The sequence below is a fragment of the Bacillus sp. L_1B0_5 genome (genome assembly GCF_000836715.1).
Taxonomy (GTDB): Bacteria; Bacillota; Bacilli; order Bacillales; family Bacillaceae_G; genus Bacillus_A; species Bacillus_A thuringiensis_S.
Genome location: NZ_JXIS01000094.1, coordinates 1 through 23,314, shown reverse-complemented (window position 1 = coordinate 23,314; position 23,314 = coordinate 1). Strand labels below are relative to the sequence as shown.

The following is a 23,314-nucleotide window of genomic DNA, read 5'->3' as shown; positions in this document are numbered from 1 at the left end:
AGGAAGAATTGTGAGGAAATCATCATTATTACTAACATTAGCATTAACAGTATCAGTTGGAGTTTTATCAGCTTGTGGTTCAAATACAGCAAGCGAAACAACAAATGAAAAAGTAGTAAAAGTTGGGACATCTGCAGGTCGTAGTCCATTTATTTTTAAAGAAGGTGAGAAAGTAAAAGGCTTTGATGCTGAAATTATTGAAGCGGCTGCTAAAAAGGCTGGGTATAAAGTAGAATGGAATGTTTCTGATTTTGAGGGATTATTTGGCTTATTAGATTCAGGACGAATTGATACAATTGCAAATGAACTATCAGTTTCTCCGGAAAGAAAAAAGAAATATGATTTTTCAATTCCGTACGTGTATTCTGGTTCTGTATTCGCGGTGAAGAAAGATAATCATACCATTAAATCGCTAGAAGATTTAAAAGGTAAGACTGTAGGTGTCGGGCTTGGTACAGCTGGAGAGCAAGAATTAAAAGCATTAAATAAAAATAATGCTTTTACAATTAAAACGTTCTCAGAGGATCCGACAGCGGAATTGAATGAAGTAGGACTTGGACGCGTCGATGCCTATTATAATGATAAAGTTCAAGTAGAAACAACTATAACAAAGGCGAAATTGGACAACGTCAAAATAGGATTTGGTCCACTTGAATGGGGAGAGATTGCATTTCCATTTGCAAAAAAGAGTGAAAAGTTAGAAGATATAAATAAAGCGTTGAAAGAATTAGAGCAAGATGGCACATTAAGTGATATATCGAAAAAATGGCTAAAAGTTGATGCTACGAAAAAACAAAATTAAGGTGTATTCGTTGAATGGAGTTATCGCCTATCAACTGATATAAAAAATTAAAGGAAACTAGAGAGGAAGTTATTCATGGTACAAATTCATCCGAAAACACGTATTGGTCATGTTGAATTTAAAGTGAAAGATTTAGAGCGTCAAATTGCTTTTTATGAAAATGTTGTAGGCTTAGAGGTAATTAAGCAAGAGGGAAATAAAGCATATTTATCTGGAAAAGGTGGAAAGAACGCGTTACTTGTTCTTGAAAAGTTAGAGGACGGGGTACTGCAAGAACCGCGTACGACTGGTATATATCATGTAGCCTTTTTAGTTCCGACTCGTGAAGCTTTTGCTTCTACGCTATTTGGGGTTCTTCGTAATAAGAATGTAATTGACAGCCCGGCTGAGCAAGAAGGGCGTTATACATATTCAAATGAAATTTTACCAATTTCAAGGTTTAATAGTGCAAGTGATCATACATATAGCGAAGCTTTTTATTTGCAAGATTTAGAGGGGAATGGTATTGAAATTTATGCAGACCGTCCGCGCGATCAATGGGGAGAAGGGCCAGGAGGAAGTACACCACTTGATTTAAAAGAATTGGCAACACTCGTTGATTATGAGTTTGCTGGTTTGCCTGCTAATACTGTCGTTGGGCACGTACATTTACGAATAGCTGATGTAGAGAAATTACATGAATTTTATGTGGAAACAGTAGGTTTTGAAGTACAACAGCGTGAAGAGGATTGCTTATTTATTTCAGCAGGGGGATATCATCACCATATTGGTGCAAATACGTGGAACGGAGTAAACAATCCACACCCACCAGTACATGCAACTGGACTAAAGGTATATGCGATTGTACTACCGCATAAAGAAGCATTAGATGAAGTGAAAGAAAGATTAATAGAAAAACAACATGAAATAAATGAAACTACAAATGGGTTTGCGGTAGTAGATCCAAGTGGTATTACAGTGCAGTTTGAAATAGAAACAGTGTAAAAGAAGCGAGAAAGTGTATAATCACTTTCTCGCTTCTTTTTGATCATTCATAGCTCAATCCAATATCTTCTTACTATATTCCCATCTTCCTCAGTGAAATCATCATCACGAATCCCGCCGTTATGTAAAATTGTTTTTTCAGAAGCGGTATTCACTGCGTCGCAAACGACAAGTACTTTCGTGATGTTTAATTCCTTCGTTTTTTCTAATGATAATGCTAGTAATTTCGTAGCATAACCTTTTCTTCTTTCAGAAGGGCGAATGCCATAACCAATATGACCGCCAGCGTTAAATAGATGTTCAGTTAAACGATGACGTATATTAACAGCTCCGACAATTCTATTATTATCTGTAACGAGCCAATATGTAGAATCTGGTACCCAAGTTTCAGGGATATTTATTCCGTTATGCGCATCGAGAAGTTCTTGAACCATAGCTGGGAAGTTGGCAGGATTTTTTGTGATAACCCACGGGATCATTGTTTCACCGCTATCTTTCCATTCGTTATAGAAATCTAAGTATTCTTCTTGTAAATCAGTAGTAGGTGTAAGTAACGAGACGTTCATTGTTAGTAAGCTCCTTTAGTTATGTAGTTTTTATAAAAAAATTATGACACAAAATGAAAGCGTTTTCTAAACTTTCTCAACCTAATTTCATGTAATTCACCTTTGTTTTTTTAGAAAATTAGTGGAGGTTTAAAATTAGAAGTTATTTATTTTATGTTAATATTTAAAATATTAACATAAAACGGTCGGAGTATTAAGTTTGTTTTAGTGGTATTCTTTCGTATCGATAAATGGATGTTTGTGATAATTTTTGTTTTATCTATCTATAATGAATGAAAGGGGGAAGTGCCCGTGAGTGTAGATTTTGATTTTATTATACGAATCGGTGTTGCTGGCTTGTTAGGAGCAATGATTGGTATTGAAAGAGAAATTCGATCGAAAGAAGCTGGATTAAAGACTCATTTCCTCGTAGCGGTAGGAAGTGCGTTAATAATGGTTGTTTCGAAATATGCCTTTTCAGATATTGTGTTTGAAGAGCATATGTCTCTAGACCCAAGTCGTATTGCAGCACAAGTCGTTAGTGGAGTTGGCTTTTTAGGTGCAGGCACAATTATTATTCAAAAGCAGGCGGTGAAAGGATTAACGACAGCGGCTGGTTTATGGGCCACAGCAGGAATTGGATTAGCAATTGGGGCTGGCATGTATGTAGTAGGGATTGGAGCGACGATTCTCGTTTTAATTGGTTTAGAAATTGTAAGTCGTATTTTTAAAGTGCAATTTTTATTTCCACAAAATATAACAGTGCAAATGTTTGTAAATAAACATGAAGCAGTACAACAAATATTAGAAACACTACAGGTGAAAGGTATTCCAATACTTTCATATGAAGTAGAAGCTTCACAGCAAGGTACAGAAACTGTTTATAAGGTAGGGATGCAACTGAAAAATATATCGTCAGAAGAAAAGAATGAGTTTATTCAGTATATGCAAACATTACCGGAAGTTACGTTTATAAAGTTAAAATCATAGTGTTGAAAACGAGGATAGATGTAGCAGGAATTTTGCTATTATCTATCTTTTTTTGATATAAAATGCACGGAAAGTCAAGCGTTAATTTTACATGGAATGGATACATGTGTGAACGTTACCTTATTTTTTCTCAATACAGGACAAAAAGTAAAAATAGTAAAATAATGGAGCGGGACACTGAAAATGTAAGGTAGGGGAGAGTATGAAAGGCTATTTAAAAAAAATGTTAGTAGGGGTAAGTTTTGCTAGTTTAATGTTAGGGAGTTTTCAAGGGGTAAGTTTGGCAGAAGATACTAAGGGAGAGCAAGTTTCTTATCGAAATGTGCTCAAAATGGAGCCAGTCGGTGTACAACTACCAGTACAAGAATTAGCTCATTCATCGAAAGTGCTCGAAAGCAAGTCTTTTGAGAAAAGGCTACAATTTGCCGATTTATCACAAAGACCGCCTGAGGTAAAAAAGGAAAGTAAGCAATTAGCTGTAGCGAAAACTTATACAATTGCTGAGTTAAATCAATTAAGCAATCAGCAGTTAGTAGATTTACTTGTAACAATTGATTGGGAGCAGATTACGGGGTTATTTCAGTTTAATACAGACAGTCTAGCATTCTATCAAAATGATAGTAGAATGCAGGCGATTATTGATAAATTGAAGCAGCAAGGACAAGCCTATACGAAGGATGATTCAAAAGGGATTGAGACATTAGTAGAGGTATTACGTTCAGGATTTTATTTAGGATTTTATAATTCGGAACTTAGTAAATTAAATGAACGAAGTTATCATGATAAATGCTTACCTGCATTAAAAGCGATGGCTAACAATTCAAATTTCAAGCTGGGTACATTAGAGCAAAATAGAGTGGTATCATCATACGGAAAGTTAATAGGAAACGCTTCGAGTGATGTGGAAACGATAACATCAGCTGCAAAAATTTTTAAACAATATAATGATAATTTTTCTACATTAGTAGATAATCTTTCAGCTGGAAATGCTATTTACGATATTATGCAAGGTGTTGACTACGACATTCAATCGTATTTGTACGATACGAGGAAAGCACCGAAAGATACAGTATGGTATCAGAAAATAGATAGTTATATTAATGAATTAAGTCGTTTTGCATTAATGGGAACGATTACAGCAAAAAACGGTTGGCTTATTAATAATGGCATTTATTATACAGGTAGACTCGGTACGTTCCATAGTACAGGAACGAAAGGGTTACAAGTTGTAACAGATGCGATGAAAATTTATCCGTATTTAGGGGAGCAATATTTCGTAGCTGCTGAGCAAATCGCAACGAATTATGGCGGAAAAGATGCAAATGGTAAAGTGGTGAATTTAGATCAAATAAGAGAAGATGGAAAGAAAAAATATTTGCCAAAAACGTATACGTTTGATGATGGGGCAATTGTTTTAAAAGCTGGAGATAAAGTGACAGAAGAAAAAGTAAAACGTTTATATTGGGCGGCAAAAGAAGTGAAGGCACAATTCCATCGTACGGTTGAAAGTGATCAACCTTTAGAAAAAGGAAATCCTGATGATGTATTAACGATGGTTATTTATAATAGCCCAGCAGAATATCAATTTAATCGTCAATTGTACGGATATGAAACGAATAACGGTGGTCTTTATATAGAAGGAATAGGTACGTTCTTTACTTATGAGCGTACGCCAGAAGAAAGTATTTATAGTTTAGAAGAATTATTCCGACACGAGTTCACACATTATTTACAAGGTAGATATGAAGTACCAGGGTTATGGGGACAAGGAAAAATATATGAAAATGAAAGATTATCTTGGTTTGAAGAAGGGAATGCTGAATTTTTTGCAGGGGCAACGAGAACGGATAATGTTGTACCGAGAAAGAGTATTATAGGAGGATTATCTTCAAATCCAGCAGAGCGTTATACGGCAGAGCGAACGTTAAATGCAAAGTATGGAACGTGGGATTTCTATAATTATTCCTTTGCTTTACAATCTTATATGTACAATAAGAGATATGATATGTTTGATAAAATACATGATCTTATTAGGAAAAATGATGTAACAGCATATGATGCATATCGCTCTACATTAAGTAAAGATGCGAATTTAAATAAAGAATATCAAGACTATATGCAAATGCTAGTTGATAATCGTGAGAAATATAACGTGCCATTAGTATCAGACGATTATTTAGCAAATCATGCACCGAAACCAGTTTCAGATATTGCGGCAGAAATAACGGCGGAAGCAAAATTGAAAAATGTATCAGTGAAGAAAAATAAATCACAGTTCTTTAATACATTCACACTACAAGGAACATATACAGGAACTGCAGCAAAAGGAGAATATGAAGACTGGAAAACAATTACACAAAACGTTAATGATACGTTAAAACGTTTAAGTGCAAAAGAATGGACAGGTTATAAAACAGTAACAGCATACTTCGTAAATTATCGCGTGAATGCATCAGGACAATTTGAATATGATGTTGTGTTCCACGGTATTAATACAGAAGAAGGTGCAGAGAATAAAGCGCCAGTTGCGGTTATAAACGGTCCGTATAGTGGAAATGTAAATGAAGCAATTTCATTTAAAAGCGACGGATCAAAAGATGAAGACGGGAAAATTATTTCATATAAATGGGAGTTTGGAGACGGTACTGTAAGTAATGAGCAAAATCCAACTCACGTATATATAAAAGAAGGAACGTATACGGCGAAATTAACGGTAACAGACGATAAAGGAGCAACTAATACTGCTACAGCGACTGTAACTGTTCAAAAGAAAGAAGATAACAGTGTAGAAAAAGAACCGAATAACTCATTCCAAACAGCAAACAAACTGCAGTTAAATCAAGTCTTACGTGCTAGTTTAGGAAATGGCGATACAAGTGATTTCTTTGAAATTAATGTGGAGACTGCTAAAAACCTTCAAATTAACGTAACGAATGAAAATAATATCGGAATGAACTGGGTACTTTATTCTGAAGCAGATTTAAATAATTATGTTACGTATGCTCAGCAGCAAGGGAATAAACTAGTAGGTAGTTACTACACGTATCCAGGGAAGTATTATTTACATGTGTATCAGTATGGCGGGGGGACAGGGAATTATACGGTGGAAGTGAAGTAGTAAAAAGGGAGTTGTCTTTTTCAATGAATGGCACAAGGTCTGTACTTTAATGGAAAAACAACTGTAGGAAATGTCTATAATGATAATAACAAATTAAGTGTCGAGAGATGTTATATTTACATTAAACAAATCTAATCAGTAAATGAGATAAAGTCGATGAACTAGTATTTCATCACGATGTAAGAAAAGTTATAAATATTAAGTGTTTTTAATTGAATTAAACTAAAGGATCAGAGTATATCTGTAACAATAGATAAGCCCTGATCCTTATTATTTTTAATTAACACACATGAATTTAAGATAATTAATAAGTAAGCTAGCGCTAGCGGGATTCTTAAAATTCATTTATGTAATTAACTAAACAGAAAATTTTTATCGCATTAGTAAGGGATACTAATAGAAAAGCGTGTCCCTTTACCTAAGTTACTCTCTATCTCTATATCTCCGTTTAATTCTTTAATAATACTATAAGCAATCATAGTACCAAGTCCAGTTCCTTTTTCTGTTGTTGAATAGAATGGCAAAGCAATTCGTTTTATTTGTTGAGATGACATCCCAATTCCTGAATCAATAATATCAATTATGATATTTCCTTTTACTTTTTGTATATTTATTTGTAATAATCCACCATTTTTCATAGCCTCAATTCCGTTTTGGATGATGTTGTTTAGACAGAGTTTGAATTTTTCGGGGTCCCCGTTTATATAAAAGGAATCTGTACTATTTTGTTTGATTTCAACTTTGTATGATAGAGCGAGTGGCGAAATAGTATCTTTCACCTGATTTAAAATGTGATTAATATCTATTTTCTCTTTTAGGGTGTTCTGTGGTTTGGTTAAAGATAAATAGTTATTAATAGTAGATTGTATTTGCTGCATTTCAATTAACATGATTTCTAAGTATTGATCCTGAGATAGCTTTGAGGCATGTTTTTCATTTAATAATTGAGTGAATCCATGTACTGTGGTTAGTGGATTGTGGATTTCGTGTGCAATTGACGCTGCTAGTTCGCTAGCTATATAAAATTTTTCAGCCCGTTGTAGCTTTTCTTTCATTTTATATTTCTCGATCATTCCCTCTATTAAATAAACTGATAATAATACTGTGAAAATATTAATGATTATGTAATTTAATAAAAATTCTATGAGAGTAGAGTCTATTTTCCCTCCTGTATTTATTTGAGTTACAATACCGCAAATAGAAAGGGAAGTTGTACATACTAAAATAAGGAATAAGCTTAATAATACTTTTTTTTCTTTAACATACATAGGTAATAAGTAACGAAAGAGCATTGTTATACCAAAAATAATAGTGAAGATAATAAATGATGGAAGAACGCCATTTCCGCCTAAGTAAAACCGATAAGAAAGATATAAAATTCCTATAAAAACAATGTTTTTTGTATTTCCATATAGAAAAACTAATATTATAGGAATAAAACGTAAATCATAAATAAATCCCACATGTAAATGAAAAGGAAAAGTCATACAAAAAATAATAGCAATGGAGGAAAGGATAGAAAATAACATATTATTACATGTTGTTTTTTCTTTAAACTCTAGCCAAAATACGTGATAGCTAAGGATACAAATTATTATAATAAAGGTATTTAATAAAAGAGTAGAAATTCCCATAGTTTTGCATCTCCGATAGTTTGTAAGTAGAATTATGTATGAGTTGGACATAGATGTTTAGTATTAGTAGACTTTTTATCTAAAAAAGGAAGGGTACTTGAAAAACATGCTGTTATATTACTCGTATTAAAATTGATAAGGAAAATAGAAAAAATCTATTTAAATTTATGTACATATGAAATTATAAACTAACTTTTGTATAGGTAAAATTTGGATTGAGTTACTGATAAAATAAGGTTTTTTAAGTATGAATATTCTGTGAAAATGATATGCGTGGTGACTCCTGTTTTGTAGCCTTCGTTATATTAACATGGAATATATCAAATTACAAAGTGAAATTTTAGAAAAATTTTATTAGTACATTTTATCTGAAATAGAAATGCTATTTATGTGAGTATTTTAGTACTTACTCGTATAAAACTTTGTTAGAAAAAGACTTTAAAATTTACATGTTTTTTATGAAGCGTAATATTGTAGCTTTATCTATGTGGGTTTCTTAATAACTATTAAGATGAGAAGTTAAGATATATAGGTTTATAGATATGAATTATTACATAAAAACGCACTTGGAAAAGGATGTATGATGGTAATAGAATACAAACATCAAGGGGGAACTTAAAATGAAGTTAAATAAACTAGTGCTTAGTTGTGGAGTAGTTTCAGCATTAACACTTGGTGTGTTAGGGAATAATACTTATGCTGAAGAAGTACACAAAACGAATGATCCAATTGATGTAGTTGAACATGTTTCTGCAGACTTATTATTAACCCAAACAATGGATTATAGTGGCGAGGCTGAAACTTCTTTCGTATATGATGGGAGTACTGACTTAAGCTTCTCTATGAAAAATAATGGTCAAAATACAATGGGATATAGTGTAAAAGGTCCAAATACAGAGCTAATTGTTGGTGGTTATATAAAACCTGGAGAACAACAAATTAATGTTACAAATGTACGGAATGCTTTATCTCCATTACCGAATGGAACATATAAAATTTACGTTTCAAATGATGATGGTTCTAAGGGGCAATTCCAAGTTTCAGTAAGATCTATGAATTAAATTTAAAACGCTTTGTTTTTAAGTTAATTTAATCTTTACTTATTGGAAAGAAGCTAAAGTGAATTGAGAATTACCGATAAAAATGAAAACGAGCACCTTATCTAATTGTGAGAGGGTGTTCGTTTTTTGCTATTAAACAGAAAACAATTATAAATACATTTTGATATTTCCATTGCTAACCTACTAGATTGTGTCAACGAGAGAATGTCTACTATAAAAGATATCAAAATAAAGATGATGTAACATTCCGCTAAATGATATGGGGAAATAGAAAAACCACCCTTATATGAGTGGTTTTTAGTAATTATTTTTAGATTATACATTTAAAATTAGGCTAAGTTATAGAAATAATAAACATTTAATCCCGCATCAACTGCCAGTAAACGCCCGATTGGTTCAACTAATAATCAGTGGGGATGAACAAAACCCCCACTGATTAAAGTTTCACTTTATCCGTTGTTATTATTTTGGTTCTGGATAATGATTGTAGTATGAGATTCTAATAAATTCTTGGTAGACATTTGTTAATTTGGCATCTCTAAGAGCATCGTTGAATTTTTGCATACGTACACTACCTTGAGCGTAGCCTCCACCAGGAGTATAAGGGTTTCTAGCTTCAAAGTCATCCAAAAATACTTTTAATTTTTTATAGTCTTGAGATTGATAGAAAGCCACGGCCTCTTCAGGAGTAACATCAAAGTAAGAGGATGATGTTGAGTTATAAGAAGCTGCTTGAGCAGTAGGTACCTCTAGCATAGTTGCAGCTCCACCGAACATAGTAAGCGCCATAGAAGATACAATAATTTTTTTAAACATAATAAAACCTCCATGTAGAATATTGGATTAACAGTAACCCTGTAATCATTATAGTTACATTGAAAATGATTATCAAATGCAATGTTGCATAATGTATCCCGCTATTTGTGGGCAGTAAGACTCACGCCCAAAAATTCAATGAAAGTAAAGAAGTTAGATGGGGATCGAGCTGAATAAAGTTTTACTTTATTCTTAAAATGAGGAGTCACCCTTATATCTCAATGAAGGAGCGTAATAGAGAATTAATAGATTAAAAGAGGTGTATAAATTACTCGGATTAACCAGAAAATGAAAAGGCTATTTTTAATAGTGGGAAAGCTTAATAACTGAAGTGAAGGAATTGCTATTTATATATTTAACATACATATTTGTCTTTTAACTTGTAGGCGTGTTTTAGAATTTGTATATAGTAAATTCGTTAAAAAACTTGATAAATAATAAAATGTGTAAATTTTTTGACTATTTCATTAAAATTATTTAATATTTGTAATTTATTGTTTTATAATGATAATCGGGTCGATCGTGAATGTTTTAGATATTGCGATATATACTCGGATTAATTTATTCTAGGGAGGTTACAAAATTGGGTAAGAGAGTCATTATAAGAGTTTTTACATTATTATCAGTACTGGCATTATTCCTTAATGTATTTTTACCTAGGGCTAGTGCAGAGGTTATGACGCATGAGAAATATTCAATGGACTGGAGTTATAGTAATAGTCTAGGTAAGTACATTCGCACTGAAATGATTAAAAATTCAAGTGGTCAAATTGCTTATTGCTTAACTCTTGGATTAAAATCACCAAATGGTGAAGATCTTCCTGAAATGGGGAAAACAGATAATGTAGTATATAGAGTCTTATTAAATGGTTTCCCACAAAAAAGTGCTGAACAGCTGGGAGTAGCTAATAAAAATGAAGCGCATTATGCAACGCAACTTGCGGTTTGGAATGCATTAGGTCAACTCGATGTAAATGAATTAAAACATGAGAATAAAAATGTTGAAAAAGCAGCTAAGGCTATTATTAGTAATGCTAACAATAGTGAAGAGACTCAAGATGTTTTTATGAATGTGATTCCTGCTGAAAAGCAAAAAGCAGAATTAAAGGGTGAATTCTTCGAAACAAATCTATATTCAGTACAAACAAATGCTAAGAGTGGTTCTTATAAGGTAGTAGCGAAAAATGCACCTAATGGAGTTAGAATTGTTAGTGAAAATGGAGAAGTGAAAGATCAGCTTTCAGTTGGAGAAAAATTTCGTATCCAAATTCCTAAGAATACAAAAACGGGTGAATTTAATTTAAGTGTAGCTGCTAATTTAACTAAAGTTCAAGCAATTGCTTACCGTGGTACGGATACTGTTCAGAACGCTACAGTATTATTAGAAAGAAATGAAGAAAAGCTTAGTAGTGATCTTGCAGTAAATTGGGAAGCAGCTGGTTCTTTAAAAATTAAAAAGGTTGGAGAAAGTGGAGAAGTTTTAGCTGGTGCAGTATTTGAGGTCTTTAATGCAAATAATGAATCAGTTGGAAAAATTACGACTGGTGCTGATGGTATGGCAGAATTAAACAACTTACCAATTGGTACTTACACATTAAAAGAAATTAAAGCACCAACAGGCTATGTTTCAGATGATAAACCACAAACTATTGAAGTTAAGACAGGAGAAACAGGAGCTGTCCAAATAGTAAATAACAAAGTAAAAGGTAACATCGAAATTAAAAAGCTCAGTGATTCAGGAAAGGTTTTACCAAATGTTGAATTCACAGTCTTTACTGAAGATGGAAAAGAAGTGCAAAAAGTAGTAACAAAAGAAAATGGAATTGCAAACGTTGAAGGTCTTACGTATGGTAAGTATTATTTCTTAGAGACAAAAACACCTAATGGATATATTGGAAATAAAACAAAGTATCCTTTTGAAATTAAAGAGCACAATAAAACACTTACTTTTACAGTGGAAAATACCGAAGTGAAAGGTAGTGTAAAATTACTAAAAGTAGATAATGAAGATATTAGCAAAAAATTAGAAGGTGCAGTATTTGAATTGAAAGATGAAAGTGGAAAAGTAGTTGGGGAATATAAGACAGATAAAAATGGCGAGATTAACGTCAAAGATTTAGCGTATGGTAAATATTCATTTGTAGAAAAGGCTTCTCCACATGGTTACGTTCTTGTTAAAGAACCAATTATGTTCGAAATAAAGGAACATGGGAAGATTATTGAGTTATTGGCAGTTAATCATCTTATCAAAGGTGATCTAGAAATTACAAAGGTAGATGTAGCTGATGGAAATAACAAGCTTCCAAATGCAGAATTTACGATTTATAACGAAACAGGAAAAGAAGTAGTAAAAGGAAAAACAGACGATAAAGGAATCGCTAAATTTGAAAAATTACCATTTGGAAAATACACATATAAAGAAACTGTTGCACCAAAAGGTTATGTATTAAATGAAGAAACGTTCTCTTTTGAAATTAAAGAGAATGGTCAAATCATTAAACACATTGTCAAAGATGAAAAGATTCCTTCAATAAAAACAACAGCTACTGATAAAACAGATGGCACAAAAGAAATGCACACGTCTAAGTCTGTAACAATCCAAGATAAAGTGGAATACAAAGACCTACAAGTAGGTAAAGAATACACTTTAAAAGGTAAATTAATGAATAAAGAGACTAATAAACCATTAGTTGTAAATGGTAAAGAAGTAACAGCTGAAACGAAGTTTACACCAAAAGAAGCAAATGGCTCTATTACATTAGACTTCACATTTGATGCAACTGGTTTAGAAGAAAAAGAGGTAGTAGTATTCGAAGAGTTATTGAAAGAAGGAAAAACTGTTACAACACATGCTGATATCAATGATAAAGGTCAAACAGTTAAGTTCGTTAAGCCATCAGTAAAAACGACAGCAACAAACAAAGCTGATGGTGGAAAAGAGATTCATTCAAAGGATTCTATCACTATTCAAGACAAAGTGGAGTATACTAACTTAGTTGTAGGTAAAGAGTACACTGTAAAAGGTAAACTAATGAACAAAGCTATTAACAAACCATTATTAATTGATGGAAAAGAAGTAACAGCTGAAACGAAGTTTACTGCAAAAGAAAAGAACGGTTTTGTAACATTAGACTTTACTTTTGTTGGTGCTGAACAGCAAGGAAGAGAAGTAGTCGTGTTTGAAGACTTATTACATGAAGGGCAAGTAATTACAATGCATGCTGACATTAACGATGTAGGTCAAACAGTTCGATTTGTAGAACCTTCTATTAAAACGACAGCTATAAACAAAGCTGATGGTTCTAAAGAGTTAGACGCTTCTAAATCTGTAACAATCCAAGATAAAGTGGAATACAAAGACTTAATCGTGGGTAAAGAGTATGTTGTAAAAGGTAAACTAATGGATAAAGCAACAAACAAGCCATTATTAGTTGATGGTAAAGAAGTAACAGTAGAATCTAAGTTTATTGCTAAAGAGAAGAATGGTTCTATCACACTAGATTTCACATTTAATGCTTCTGCATTACAAGGTAAAGAAGTAGTAGTGTTTGAAGAACTGTATCAAGATAATATATTAGTAGCTATCCACGCTGAAATTGAAGATAAGGGACAAACAGTGAAATTTAAAGAGGTAAAGCCGGAACAACCTAAACCAGAACAGCCAAATTCAGATAAAAATACTCCAACACCAGAGCAGCCTAACGAGCAAGTAAAAGAACAACCACAACCTAAGCAAGAAATTCAATCTAAAATTGGATGGTTACCGCAAACAGGTACTAATCTTACAAGTTGGATCTCTATGGCTGCAGGCGCATTACTGTTAATTGTTGGTGGAGTGATTTTCTTAAAACGTAAAAATGCATAGAAATTAAAAAATAAGCACATCTGTTTTTATAACAAGATGTGCTTATTTTTATCATTTTAGCCAAGAAGACTCCTATATTTAAGCGTGAATGGCATTTAAAATAGCAAATTTATTTGTAGTAAATAATACATAATTTTGTTTTACTGTTTTAATTAAAATACGGTCTGTTGTTCCATAAGCTGTTCCAATACGTATGACATCTACTTCCTCAACACCAGCATAGGTAGCATCTTCGGTAATCTCAATCACATCACGTAATGGAATTGTAATCTCCGCCAATTGCCATGAAATAATTAACTCTTCATTTGTTTTTTTTACATTAATGCCTAGCATTATACCAAGACCCTTCAATAATAATACGCTACACTTCTAATCTTATTATATAAATTTTTAGATTTTTTATCTATATGTAGGAATAGAATTTATTTATATTTGTGAGCATCTTAATGATGTCAAACAAATAGAAGGATATACAGTCTTTCTATTAAGAAATATGGTAAGAACAAAAGTTCACTTCAAATTAATATGAATTTGATATGGTTGAGATATTATGAACGAGAAATAGTAAGAGTTGCAGGAAGGAAATGAATAATGAGACTTAAATTAGTAGGGATTTTCATTTGTGTAATTATGATGTTAGGTATCTTTATAATTTACACCAATCAATCTATTGGTAAAGAACCAGATAAGACGAACTATGAATCTCGTGAAAACTCCATAAATAAAGAGAAAGATAGTAGAGGAAAAGGGCAATCAAAATACAATGAAAGTTCTTTTGCTAGTATACAGGCTGTAGTTAATAAGGAATATGGATTACCCGAAGACTATAAACCAGAGGATTTAGTTGTACCAAATGTACCATTCTCATTTAGTGGAACGGTAGAAAAGAGCCACCTCCGTAAAGAGGCGGCAGAAGCACTGGAAAAGTTATTTGATTTAGCAAAGCAGGAGGGGATTCAGTTAAATGCTGTTTCGGGATTTCGTTCCTATGACTATCAACAACGACTGTATGCAAACAATGTGAAAAGAAAAGGACAAGAGCATACGGATCGCTTCTCGGCAAAACCAGGACATAGCGAACATCAAACAGGGTTAACAATGGACGTTTCTTCTAAAAGTGCGAACAATGAACTAGAGTTATCCTTTGCTAATACGAAGGAAGGAAAATGGCTGAAAGAAAACGCGCATCGCGCAGGGTTTATCATTCGTTATCCTAAGGGAAAGGAAAGTATTACAGGTTATGCCTATGAACCTTGGCATATTCGCTATGTAGGAGATATTGCTGAAAATATATATAAACAAAAGCAGACTTTAGAAGAATACATGAATCTATGAAAATAGAATTGAAGAATTAAACTGGCTATCAATAGACGTGAGATTGTAAAAGGCAGGGGATATAAATTAAGGTGTTTTTTAATTTTTTGGTGAAGAGGGAAGGTATCCCTCTTCTTTTTTCAGTCCTTGTAAAATTTGAGGATGTCTTAAGGGAGTGAAAAGATGGATTGTGTGAGTGTATTAATAAAGGCTACTTTAGGTGGCTTCTAGAGATGTTTTTTTAGGAAATACTAGTATTCATTGCAGCAATCGCCTATATTATAGGAGCATTCACGTTGGGATATAACAGAGAATTATAGAGTAAAGTAGGATTCAAAAGCATTGTTGAAAATGCGGTGGTTATAAGTTATTTTCCTATTAAAATAATTAGTCTTTGTTCAAAATTTAAGATTGTTATTTTATTATATCTAGTAACTATTTATAATATTTAATAATTACTTGGTTTACTATTAAGGTGGTTATCTTACAAAATTGTAAGGTTATTTTAATTGACACTCGTATGTATAAGTAACTATACTGGTTACACGATGTTGGTGAGTATATTTAATAATCTCTATCTATAAGTGTATGTCCGAGGATTATTTTTAGAGTAATAGTTCGATTTTAAATTCGTTATCCGTTATATATTAATATTAACGAATTAATCTATTCTTTATTCAAGGTCGTATTATTTAAAGATTAATTATAAATGATATATTTACCAAATTGTAATAACTTGATAGAGGTGTTCATTTTGAAATACAAATTAATTGCTACAGGAATTCTTGCTGGAAGTTTATTATCCTACTCATCTAATACATTTGCAAATATTCATAAGTTCCCAGATGTTCCTGCATGGGCGGACAAATCCGTTAATTATTTAGTTGATAAACAGGTATTGAATGGCTATCCAGACGGAACTTTCGGTTCAAATGACTCATTAGACAGAGCTTCAGCTACAAAAATTATGACAAAAGTTTTAGGTATACAAATTGACTCTAATGCAAAACCATCATTTACAGATTCACAAAACCACTGGGCTACTCCGTATATTGCTGCTGCTGAAAAAGCTGGTATTGTTAAAGGTGAGGGTAATGGAATCTTCAATCCATCCGGAAAAGTAACTCGCGCTGCTATGGCTACGATGCTAGTAAATGCATATAAACTACAAAGCACACCAAATCATAACGAGCAGGTTAAATTTGAAGATTTAAAAGGCCATTGGGGAGAAAAATATGCCAATATTTTAATCGGTTTGAAAATTTCTAATGGTACTGAGAACGGTTGGCAACCAAATAGATTTATAACACGTGCTGAAGCTGCTCAACTTACTGCAAAAACAGATATGATGCAACATCGTCCAAAAAACCCATTAGAAAGCAAAATAATCATTATTGATCCTGGACATGGTGGCGAAGATCCTGGGAAATCCACAAAGGGATTACCTGAAAGTAAGATTGTACTAGACACTTCTTTACGTCTACAACAATTACTTGAAAAGCATACACCATTTACAGTTTTATTAACTCGTCAATCTGATAATAGACCAGGACATGATCAAAAAAGTTCTTTACAGGAACGTGTTAAATTTGCTAAGAAAAATCAGGGTGATATCTTTATAAGCGTACATGCAAATGCTTTTAATGGTAATGCAAAAGGGACAGAAACATATTACTATAAATCTTCTAAATCCGAAAAAACAAATCCTCATGTGGAAGAAAGTCGTGTTTTAGCGGAAAAAATTCAAACACGTTTAGTAGAGGCACTTCAAACACGAGATAGAGGAGTTAAACATGGAGACCTTCATGTTATAAGAGAAAATGACATGCCAGCTGTGTTGACGGAACTGGCGTTTATAGATAATGGTATTGATTACAGTAAATTATCTACGGAAAATGGCAGACAAATTGCAGCAGAAGCCATTTATGAAGGAATTTTAGATTATTATGAATGGAAAGGAAATAATGTATCTGAATATAGGCTGTAATAAGTAATTGAAAATATAGTAATTCTCGAAATGAAGAATTCTATAATTTTTTTGCAGTTTTTCAAACAACAATTTTAAATTTGTATTTAAAATTGTTGTTTAAATCGTTATTTTATGTTTTAATAATGTTGATAATAGTTATCAATAATAGTGAGAGGAAGATTAGTGAAACATGTGTTTTTAGTTAGTGTCATAAAAGTTAATGAATTTCTATATTGTATGGCTATGAATCTATCTCTATTTTTGTGAACTAGAAATAATATATTTATATCTTTTAAATGTTTAAGAAGGAGTGGCTGTCTGTATGAAAAAAGCAAAAGAAATAGCTAAATGCGTTGCGGTAGTGTCCGTTATTATGTCTGGATCATTTGGTTTACAAGCAACATCTGCATTTGCAGATTCTAAAGGAACTGTGGAAAATCTTCAAAATGGTGGGAAGGTCTATAATAGTTTTAAAACTACTTATGACATGAAGCAGAATATCAAAAATTCAATAAAAGTTTCTTTTATTGAGGATCCTTACGCAGATAAAAAGATTGCAATTGTTACCACTGATGGTAGTAATATAGATGCTAAATATACAATTAATAGCGGATACTATAACGCAGGTTTAAAATGGCCATCAGCCTATCATACTGAAGCAGAAATAACAAGTGGTGATAGTGCTCAATTCCATAAAGCTGCCCCAGTTAATACAATGACTTCAGCAAAGGTCACTTCTGAGGTAGGGTATACACTTGGTGGAAGTGTTAAAGTAGGAGTAAATGATAAAGGGCCAAATGCCGATGCAAGTATCACAGGTAGCTTTGCTTGGAAAGAAAGTGTATCTTATGATCAAGTAGATTATAAAACGGTATTAGAGACTCACACAGATAAAAAATTAAATTGGAAAGTAGGATTCCAATCATTTAATTTCCCAGAGTGGGGAATTTATAATCGTGATTCATTCAATACTTTCTATGGTAATCAACTATTTATGAAATCACGTAGTTATAATGAAGGAACGAATAATTTTGTTTCAAAAGATACAGTACCAGCTTTAACAGGATATGGTTTTTCTCCAAACGTAGTAGCGGTTATTACTGCTGATAAAACAGAAACTACATCAGATTTAAAAATAACAAATCGTAGAATTTCAGATCAGTACAATATCGAATGGGTAAGTTCAAAATGGTGGGGAACAAATAATAAAGATACATATAATGAATTCTTTACGAACCACTATAAATTAGACTGGAAAAATCATCAAGTTACTCTTGATAACCAAAAAGCCCTTGAAGAACAAATGAATAGTATCAACAGCGTGAATGATAAACTTAACAAAGGAAAAGGGAAATTATCTCTTTCAATGAATGGAAATCAACTCAAAGCTACGTCTAGCAATGCTGGTTATGGTATCAGTTACGAAGATAAAAATTGGGGTATCTTTGTAAATGGTGAAAAGGTCTATACTTTTAATGAAAAATCAACTGTAGGCAATATATCTAATGATATTAACAAATTAAACATTAAAGGACCTTATATCGAGATTAAACAGATTTAGTCAGAAAATGATGGACGATTGATGGATAATTATCTCATCAAGATACGAGTATACTAGTTTATCCCGCATTAACGGGCAGCCCGATTGGTTCACCTAATAATCAGTGGGGGATGAACAAAACCCCCACTGATTAAAGTTTCACTTTATTTTAAATCTGTATAATGTAACGAAAGGACCAAAGTTTATCTATAAAATAAATAAACTTTGGTCCTTATTATGTTTTTATTCGCGCACGAAATTAAGATGAAATTAGATGTTTTTTGTCTATTCTTTTACTCAATTAGAAAAGAGCGTAAAGTAGTTGAAAGCTATTGATGCTACGCAAGGGGATATTGTTTAAAGTAATCAGAACCTCATCGGTTGTTAAGTTATCACTTTAAATATATAATTAAATTTCATTAAAAAGATACTCTATTCAAAGTCCTTATTGGGTTTTTGAAGTGAAATATATACTATTTGAGGTGTGTGAAATGGGGAAATCTCGAGAGCAGACGATGGAAAATATCTTAAAGGCTGCTAAGAAAAAATTTGGAGAGCGTGGCTACGAAGGTACGAGCATACAAGAAATTGCAAAAGAAGCGAAAGTGAATGTTGCTATGGCCTCTTACTATTTTAATGGGAAAGAAAACCTATATTATGAGGTGTTTAAGAAATATGGTCTTGCTAATGAGCTACCCAATTTTCTTGAGAAGAATCAATTTGATCCTATCAATGCCCTTAGAGAATATTTAACGGTTTTTACTACACATATAAAAGAGAACCCTGAAATTGGATCATTGGCATATGAGGAGATTATTAAGGAAAGTGCACGATTAGAAAAGATTAAACCGTATTTCATAGGTAATTTTGAACAGTTAAAAGAAATATTACAGGAGGGTGAAAAGCAAGGAGTTTTTCATTTCTTCTCCATAAATCATACGATACATTGGATCACTTCTATTGTTTTATTTCCAAAGTTTAAAAAGTTTATTGATTCTTTAGGGCCAAATGAAACGAATGATACAAATCATGAATGGATGCCAGAAGACTTAGTGAACAGGATTGTTACTGCATTAACAGATAAACCTAACGTGTAAATTATTCAGTGTATATGAATTCTATTATTACTATTTAAAGCCTAATTTCTCAATGTATTGTAGAGAAATTAGGCTTTTTTCAACACGTCATTAAAGTATTTATAATTCAATGACTCAATTTGCTGATTATATTTTCAAATATTCGTTTTGAGCTACATAGATATAGTTTTTGTTGCAACTGTTTGTTGAAATGCTTTATCATGCTCAACAATAACCATTGTGGGATTAAATTGTTGAATAAGCTCTTCGATTTGCATACGGGAATAGATATCTATAAAATTTAGTGGTTCATCCCATATATATATATGAGCTTTTTCACATAAGCTTTTAGCGATAAGCAGTTTTTTCTTTTGTCCACCAGAATAATGAGATATATCTTTCTCAAATTGAATTCGGTCAAAGTCCATCTTACGTAGGATGGATTTAAATAAGGTCTCATCAATCTTGTGCTGTTCAATAAAGTCTGATAGCGATCCCCTTAAATGAGAAGTATCTTGTTGGACATAGGAAATGATGAGTCCTGTACCTAAAATAACTAAGCCTGTATGCTGTATCGGATGTCCTAGAATTAGTTTTAGGATACTACTTTTTCCGCTCCCATTCGTTCCATCAAGTACAATTCGGTCACCTTGTTCAACTATGAAGCTAATCGAATCATTCACAATTTGGTTATCGTACTTAACGGACACATCAACCAAAGTAATCAATTCATTTGATTTAAATTGTAATTGTTCCAATTTTAAGGACTCAGTTTTCTCCACATTTTTTAGTAATTTTGACTTTTCTTCAATAGCTTTTTGTTGTCTTGATTCAAGGTTTTTTGCTCTTTTCATCATCTTGGCTGCTTTATGACCTACAAACCCCTTATCCAACTTAGAGCCTGAATTCCTCGTTCCATTTTTTGAAGCTTCCACATCATGAGACCAACTTGCTGAACGCTTGGAAGACTGTTTTAATCTCCCTATGTCTTTTTGTAGACGCTCATTTGTAGCCTCTTCGTGCTCTTGCTGTCTATCAAAATTTAACTTCCAAGAAGAATAGTTACCACTCTGAACTTCAATATTTGCTCTATTTATAGATAGGATATGGTCAACGCACCCATCTAAAAAGATTCTGTCATGTGAAATTAAAATAAATCCTTTTTTCTTCCTTAGATAATCAGAGACTATCTTTCGTGCATCAGTATCTAAATGATTTGTTGGTTCATCAATTAATAGGAATTGGCCCTCATTTAAAAACAGTGCAGCAAGCAACACCTTGTTTGTTCCCCATTTGATAATGTTTTAAATGGTCTGTATATGACCTCAGCATCAACATTTAAATAGGATATCTCACGCAGAAATTCCCAATCTTCTGCTTGGGGACAAATTTCTTCAAGGATTTCATGAGTGAATTTGTTCTTATCTGCAACAGAGTAGGGGAAGTAATTGAATTCTACCGAAGCAAGGATTTTCCCACCATACTCATAATTCCCTAACAATAAATTAAAGAATGTCGTTTTACCTCGTCCGTTTCTACCGATAAATCCTAGCTTCCAATCCGTATCTATTTGGAAGTTTACACTTTCAAAAATATTATCAAAGCTACCTGGGTATGAAAAAGTTAAATCTTGGACTTTTATCATTGACATAATAATTCCTCCTTTATATATCGAAACGTTTCGTATAAAGTCGGAACATCCATCCATTTTTTAATTGCTCTATATAAGTTTGATGGATATTAACGACTTATATAGAGCATTACATGTGTAACAATAGTGTCTGAAGTACTCATTTTTCTCGCTCCTTTATTTGTTAGGTACATTTAACAATTAATAAGTTCCAACTAACATAAACGGGAATAAAAAAATCCCCCAATTGTAATCGGAAGGATTAGTCTTTCGTCTATACTTAATAAGTACTTATTAATCATTTGAATCATGACAAATAAAGTATGAACTGAATTTTAAAAATGGATAGACTAACCCTATATTTTGTAGTTTGAAGTTATAAAATTCAACTTAAAATATAAATTAGTTAATCATTATTCATCCATCATTCCTTTCATAATTCTATTTTTAGAGTAACATTCTTTTTAGAGAGATGCAATATCAGCTTCACCTAATCCTAGATTATTTATAATTCTTTGAGTAAGGAGGAAAGATGAAATTGACATCAATCTAAGTTGTAACTATAATTGTTACAGTTGGTTTCGAAAACTAATTCGAATTTCTATGTTAAAGATAGTATATTTTCATTCCTTTTTAAGTGTGACAGTTAGCAACTAACTATAATTCAATAGAGGATTAGATTTTATCTCATATTTAAAGAGTAGATAAGTTGTACAATCCAAATTTACGATGCACAAATACTTGAAAAACTACATTTTTTAACTGATCCTTTTTGGAATCCTCAGTATTGGAAATTGTAAAAATCTACAAAAAGTTAATAAGACTGTTGTATGTAGAAAAAAATCTTTTAAAAAGGTCATAATATGGATAATAGGTAGCACACATTTTAATTAGTAGGAGTTGTGCCACTATCAAGACATTTCTTAATAAAAGTATAGAAAAAACTCAAGAAGGTGAGTCCATTGCGTAAACATGCATATGTGCAATTTTATGTATTGATATTGGCTTTAATAGCTTATATAAGCTTTTGCTGTATATTTTTATTTGTTCTTCCGAATCATTATTTCGTATCAGATTTTAATATCCGGCTATCATCTTTAGTTGTTGAAACTACTGTATTTATTTCATTACTGTATTCTATATTATCCAGAAAAATTAAGTTAGGAGTATTCTGGATTTGCATAATTATTGCGATAGGGTGTTTCCTGATAGGAAATTTCATATCTGCTTTTCAAGTACTTAATGTAGAATTACCAATACAAAATTTTAGTATCTCTGATGTATTTTTGTTGTTTTTCTTATTTTTCTTTCTCTTTGCGTTTTTTTATAAAATTATGATGGAATGTAACAAATGGGAGAAAGCGTATTTACTTTGTGATTTATGCATTGTTGTTACTGCTATTTTTACATTAGAGTGGTACCTATTTAATAAACCTTCTGCAAATATCTTATTCTTTTCAATTGGAGATGTTTTTCTTTCATTTATTTTTCCGATTATAGATTTATTGCTTCTATTACTTGGAGTTACACTAATCTTTCGACCTGCTATTTTCAATGCAAAAAGTAAATTGTTTATTTTTATCCTAGTATTAACTGGATTGGCTATTACGGACTACTTATATTTTTACTTACAAGATGATTTGTCAGATCGTTCAGTTATATTATTAAGGTGTTTGTATAGAGTTTTCCTATTATTTATCGCTATTGCTGCTACAATTCCAAAGAATACTTCTTCTAAAAGAAATTATTTTATTGTCAATCCAACATTTGGAGAGAAACTTCTTGTCATATTTCCTTATCTTGCAGTTGCAGTCTTAATTGGCTTTACTTTGAAAGAACAAACTTCTTCAGCTACATTGATTACGGGAAATTGTATTGCTTTTGTATTTGTACTGATTCGTCATACAATTGTACGAATGCAAAACAAGGATTTAACCGAGGCCTTAAAAGTGTTTAATAATCAATTAGAA

General features: G+C 32.3%; 14 protein-coding genes and 2 pseudogenes. 11 read left to right on the top strand and 5 right to left on the bottom strand.

Annotation, left to right across the window (positions count from 1 at the left end):
- Positions 1-10: 10 nt before the first annotated feature.
- Positions 11-802: an amino acid ABC transporter substrate-binding protein gene (locus RT27_RS24995; RefSeq protein ID WP_029442990.1), complete on the top strand. Its 792-nt coding sequence runs from the start codon at positions 11-13 to the stop codon at positions 800-802.
- 75 nt (positions 803-877) lie between these two features.
- A complete protein-coding gene (locus tag RT27_RS24990; RefSeq protein ID WP_043937940.1) occupies positions 878-1,786 on the top strand; it encodes a VOC family protein in 909 nt (302 codons plus the stop codon).
- Positions 1,787-1,833: 47 nt separating this feature from the next.
- Here the strand turns inward: RT27_RS24990 and RT27_RS24985 are convergent, their stop codons facing one another.
- Positions 1,834-2,352, bottom strand: a complete 519-nt coding sequence (locus RT27_RS24985; RefSeq protein ID WP_029442988.1) for a GNAT family N-acetyltransferase — start codon at positions 2,350-2,352, stop codon at positions 1,834-1,836.
- 291 nt (positions 2,353-2,643) lie between these two features.
- On the opposite strand from RT27_RS24985, the gene RT27_RS24980 reads away from it, so the two are divergent.
- Both RT27_RS24980 and colA read left to right on the top strand, forming a co-directional pair.
- The gene (locus RT27_RS24980) at positions 2,644-3,321 is read left to right on the top strand and encodes an MgtC/SapB family protein (protein WP_016080727.1); all 678 of its coding nucleotides are present in this window, start codon (positions 2,644-2,646) and stop codon (positions 3,319-3,321) included.
- A 202-nt stretch (positions 3,322-3,523) separates the two neighbouring features.
- Positions 3,524-6,439, top strand: coding sequence for a collagenase ColA (gene colA, locus RT27_RS24975; protein ID WP_043937938.1), 2,916 nt, complete (start codon positions 3,524-3,526; stop codon positions 6,437-6,439).
- 380 nt (positions 6,440-6,819) lie between these two features.
- On the opposite strand, the gene RT27_RS24970 is transcribed toward colA, so the two are convergent.
- A complete protein-coding gene (locus RT27_RS24970; RefSeq protein ID WP_043937936.1) occupies positions 6,820-8,073 on the bottom strand; it encodes a HAMP domain-containing sensor histidine kinase in 1,254 nt (417 codons plus the stop codon).
- A 620-nt stretch (positions 8,074-8,693) separates the two neighbouring features.
- On the opposite strand from RT27_RS24970, the gene RT27_RS24965 reads away from it, so the two are divergent.
- Positions 8,694-9,134, top strand: coding sequence for a hypothetical protein (locus tag RT27_RS24965; protein WP_043937934.1), 441 nt, complete (start codon positions 8,694-8,696; stop codon positions 9,132-9,134).
- Positions 9,135-9,596: 462 nt separating this feature from the next.
- On the opposite strand, the gene RT27_RS24960 is transcribed toward RT27_RS24965, so the two are convergent.
- Positions 9,597-9,950 carry a hypothetical protein gene (locus RT27_RS24960; RefSeq protein WP_016080730.1) on the bottom strand — a complete coding sequence of 118 codons (354 nt, stop codon included), beginning with the start codon at positions 9,948-9,950 and terminating at the stop codon, positions 9,597-9,599.
- Between the two features lie 583 nt (positions 9,951-10,533).
- On the opposite strand from RT27_RS24960, the gene RT27_RS24955 reads away from it, so the two are divergent.
- Positions 10,534-13,815 (top strand): VaFE repeat-containing surface-anchored protein, encoded by a 3,282-nt coding sequence (locus tag RT27_RS24955; RefSeq protein WP_043937932.1) that lies wholly within the window; start codon positions 10,534-10,536, stop codon positions 13,813-13,815.
- A gap of 78 nt (positions 13,816-13,893) precedes the next feature.
- Here the strand turns inward: RT27_RS24955 and RT27_RS24950 are convergent, their stop codons facing one another.
- The gene (locus RT27_RS24950) at positions 13,894-14,148 is read right to left on the bottom strand and encodes a hypothetical protein (protein ID WP_000900689.1); all 255 of its coding nucleotides are present in this window, start codon (positions 14,146-14,148) and stop codon (positions 13,894-13,896) included.
- A gap of 258 nt (positions 14,149-14,406) precedes the next feature.
- Between RT27_RS24950 and RT27_RS24945 the strand changes: the two genes are divergently transcribed.
- The 4 genes from RT27_RS24945 to hlyIIR all read left to right on the top strand — a co-directional run bounded on the left by RT27_RS24945 (position 14,407) and on the right by hlyIIR (position 19,735).
- The gene (locus tag RT27_RS24945; RefSeq protein WP_029442983.1) at positions 14,407-15,150 is read left to right on the top strand and encodes a M15 family metallopeptidase; all 744 of its coding nucleotides are present in this window, start codon (positions 14,407-14,409) and stop codon (positions 15,148-15,150) included.
- Between the two features lie 733 nt (positions 15,151-15,883).
- The gene (locus tag RT27_RS24940; RefSeq protein ID WP_043937931.1) at positions 15,884-17,116 is read left to right on the top strand and encodes an N-acetylmuramoyl-L-alanine amidase; all 1,233 of its coding nucleotides are present in this window, start codon (positions 15,884-15,886) and stop codon (positions 17,114-17,116) included.
- A 304-nt stretch (positions 17,117-17,420) separates the two neighbouring features.
- Positions 17,421-18,659 (top strand): hemolysin II HlyII, encoded by a 1,239-nt coding sequence (hlyII, locus tag RT27_RS24935; protein ID WP_043937930.1) that lies wholly within the window; start codon positions 17,421-17,423, stop codon positions 18,657-18,659.
- A gap of 470 nt (positions 18,660-19,129) precedes the next feature.
- The gene (gene hlyIIR, locus RT27_RS24930) at positions 19,130-19,735 is read left to right on the top strand and encodes a hemolysin II regulator HlyIIR (protein WP_016080734.1); all 606 of its coding nucleotides are present in this window, start codon (positions 19,130-19,132) and stop codon (positions 19,733-19,735) included.
- 152 nt (positions 19,736-19,887) lie between these two features.
- Here the strand turns inward: hlyIIR and RT27_RS24925 are convergent.
- Positions 19,888-21,365 (bottom strand): annotated as a pseudogene (locus RT27_RS24925) (Lsa family ABC-F type ribosomal protection protein).
- A gap of 941 nt (positions 21,366-22,306) precedes the next feature.
- Between RT27_RS24925 and RT27_RS24920 the strand changes: the two are divergent.
- A pseudogene (locus RT27_RS24920) lies at positions 22,307-23,314 on the top strand (GGDEF domain-containing protein); the annotation flags it as partial.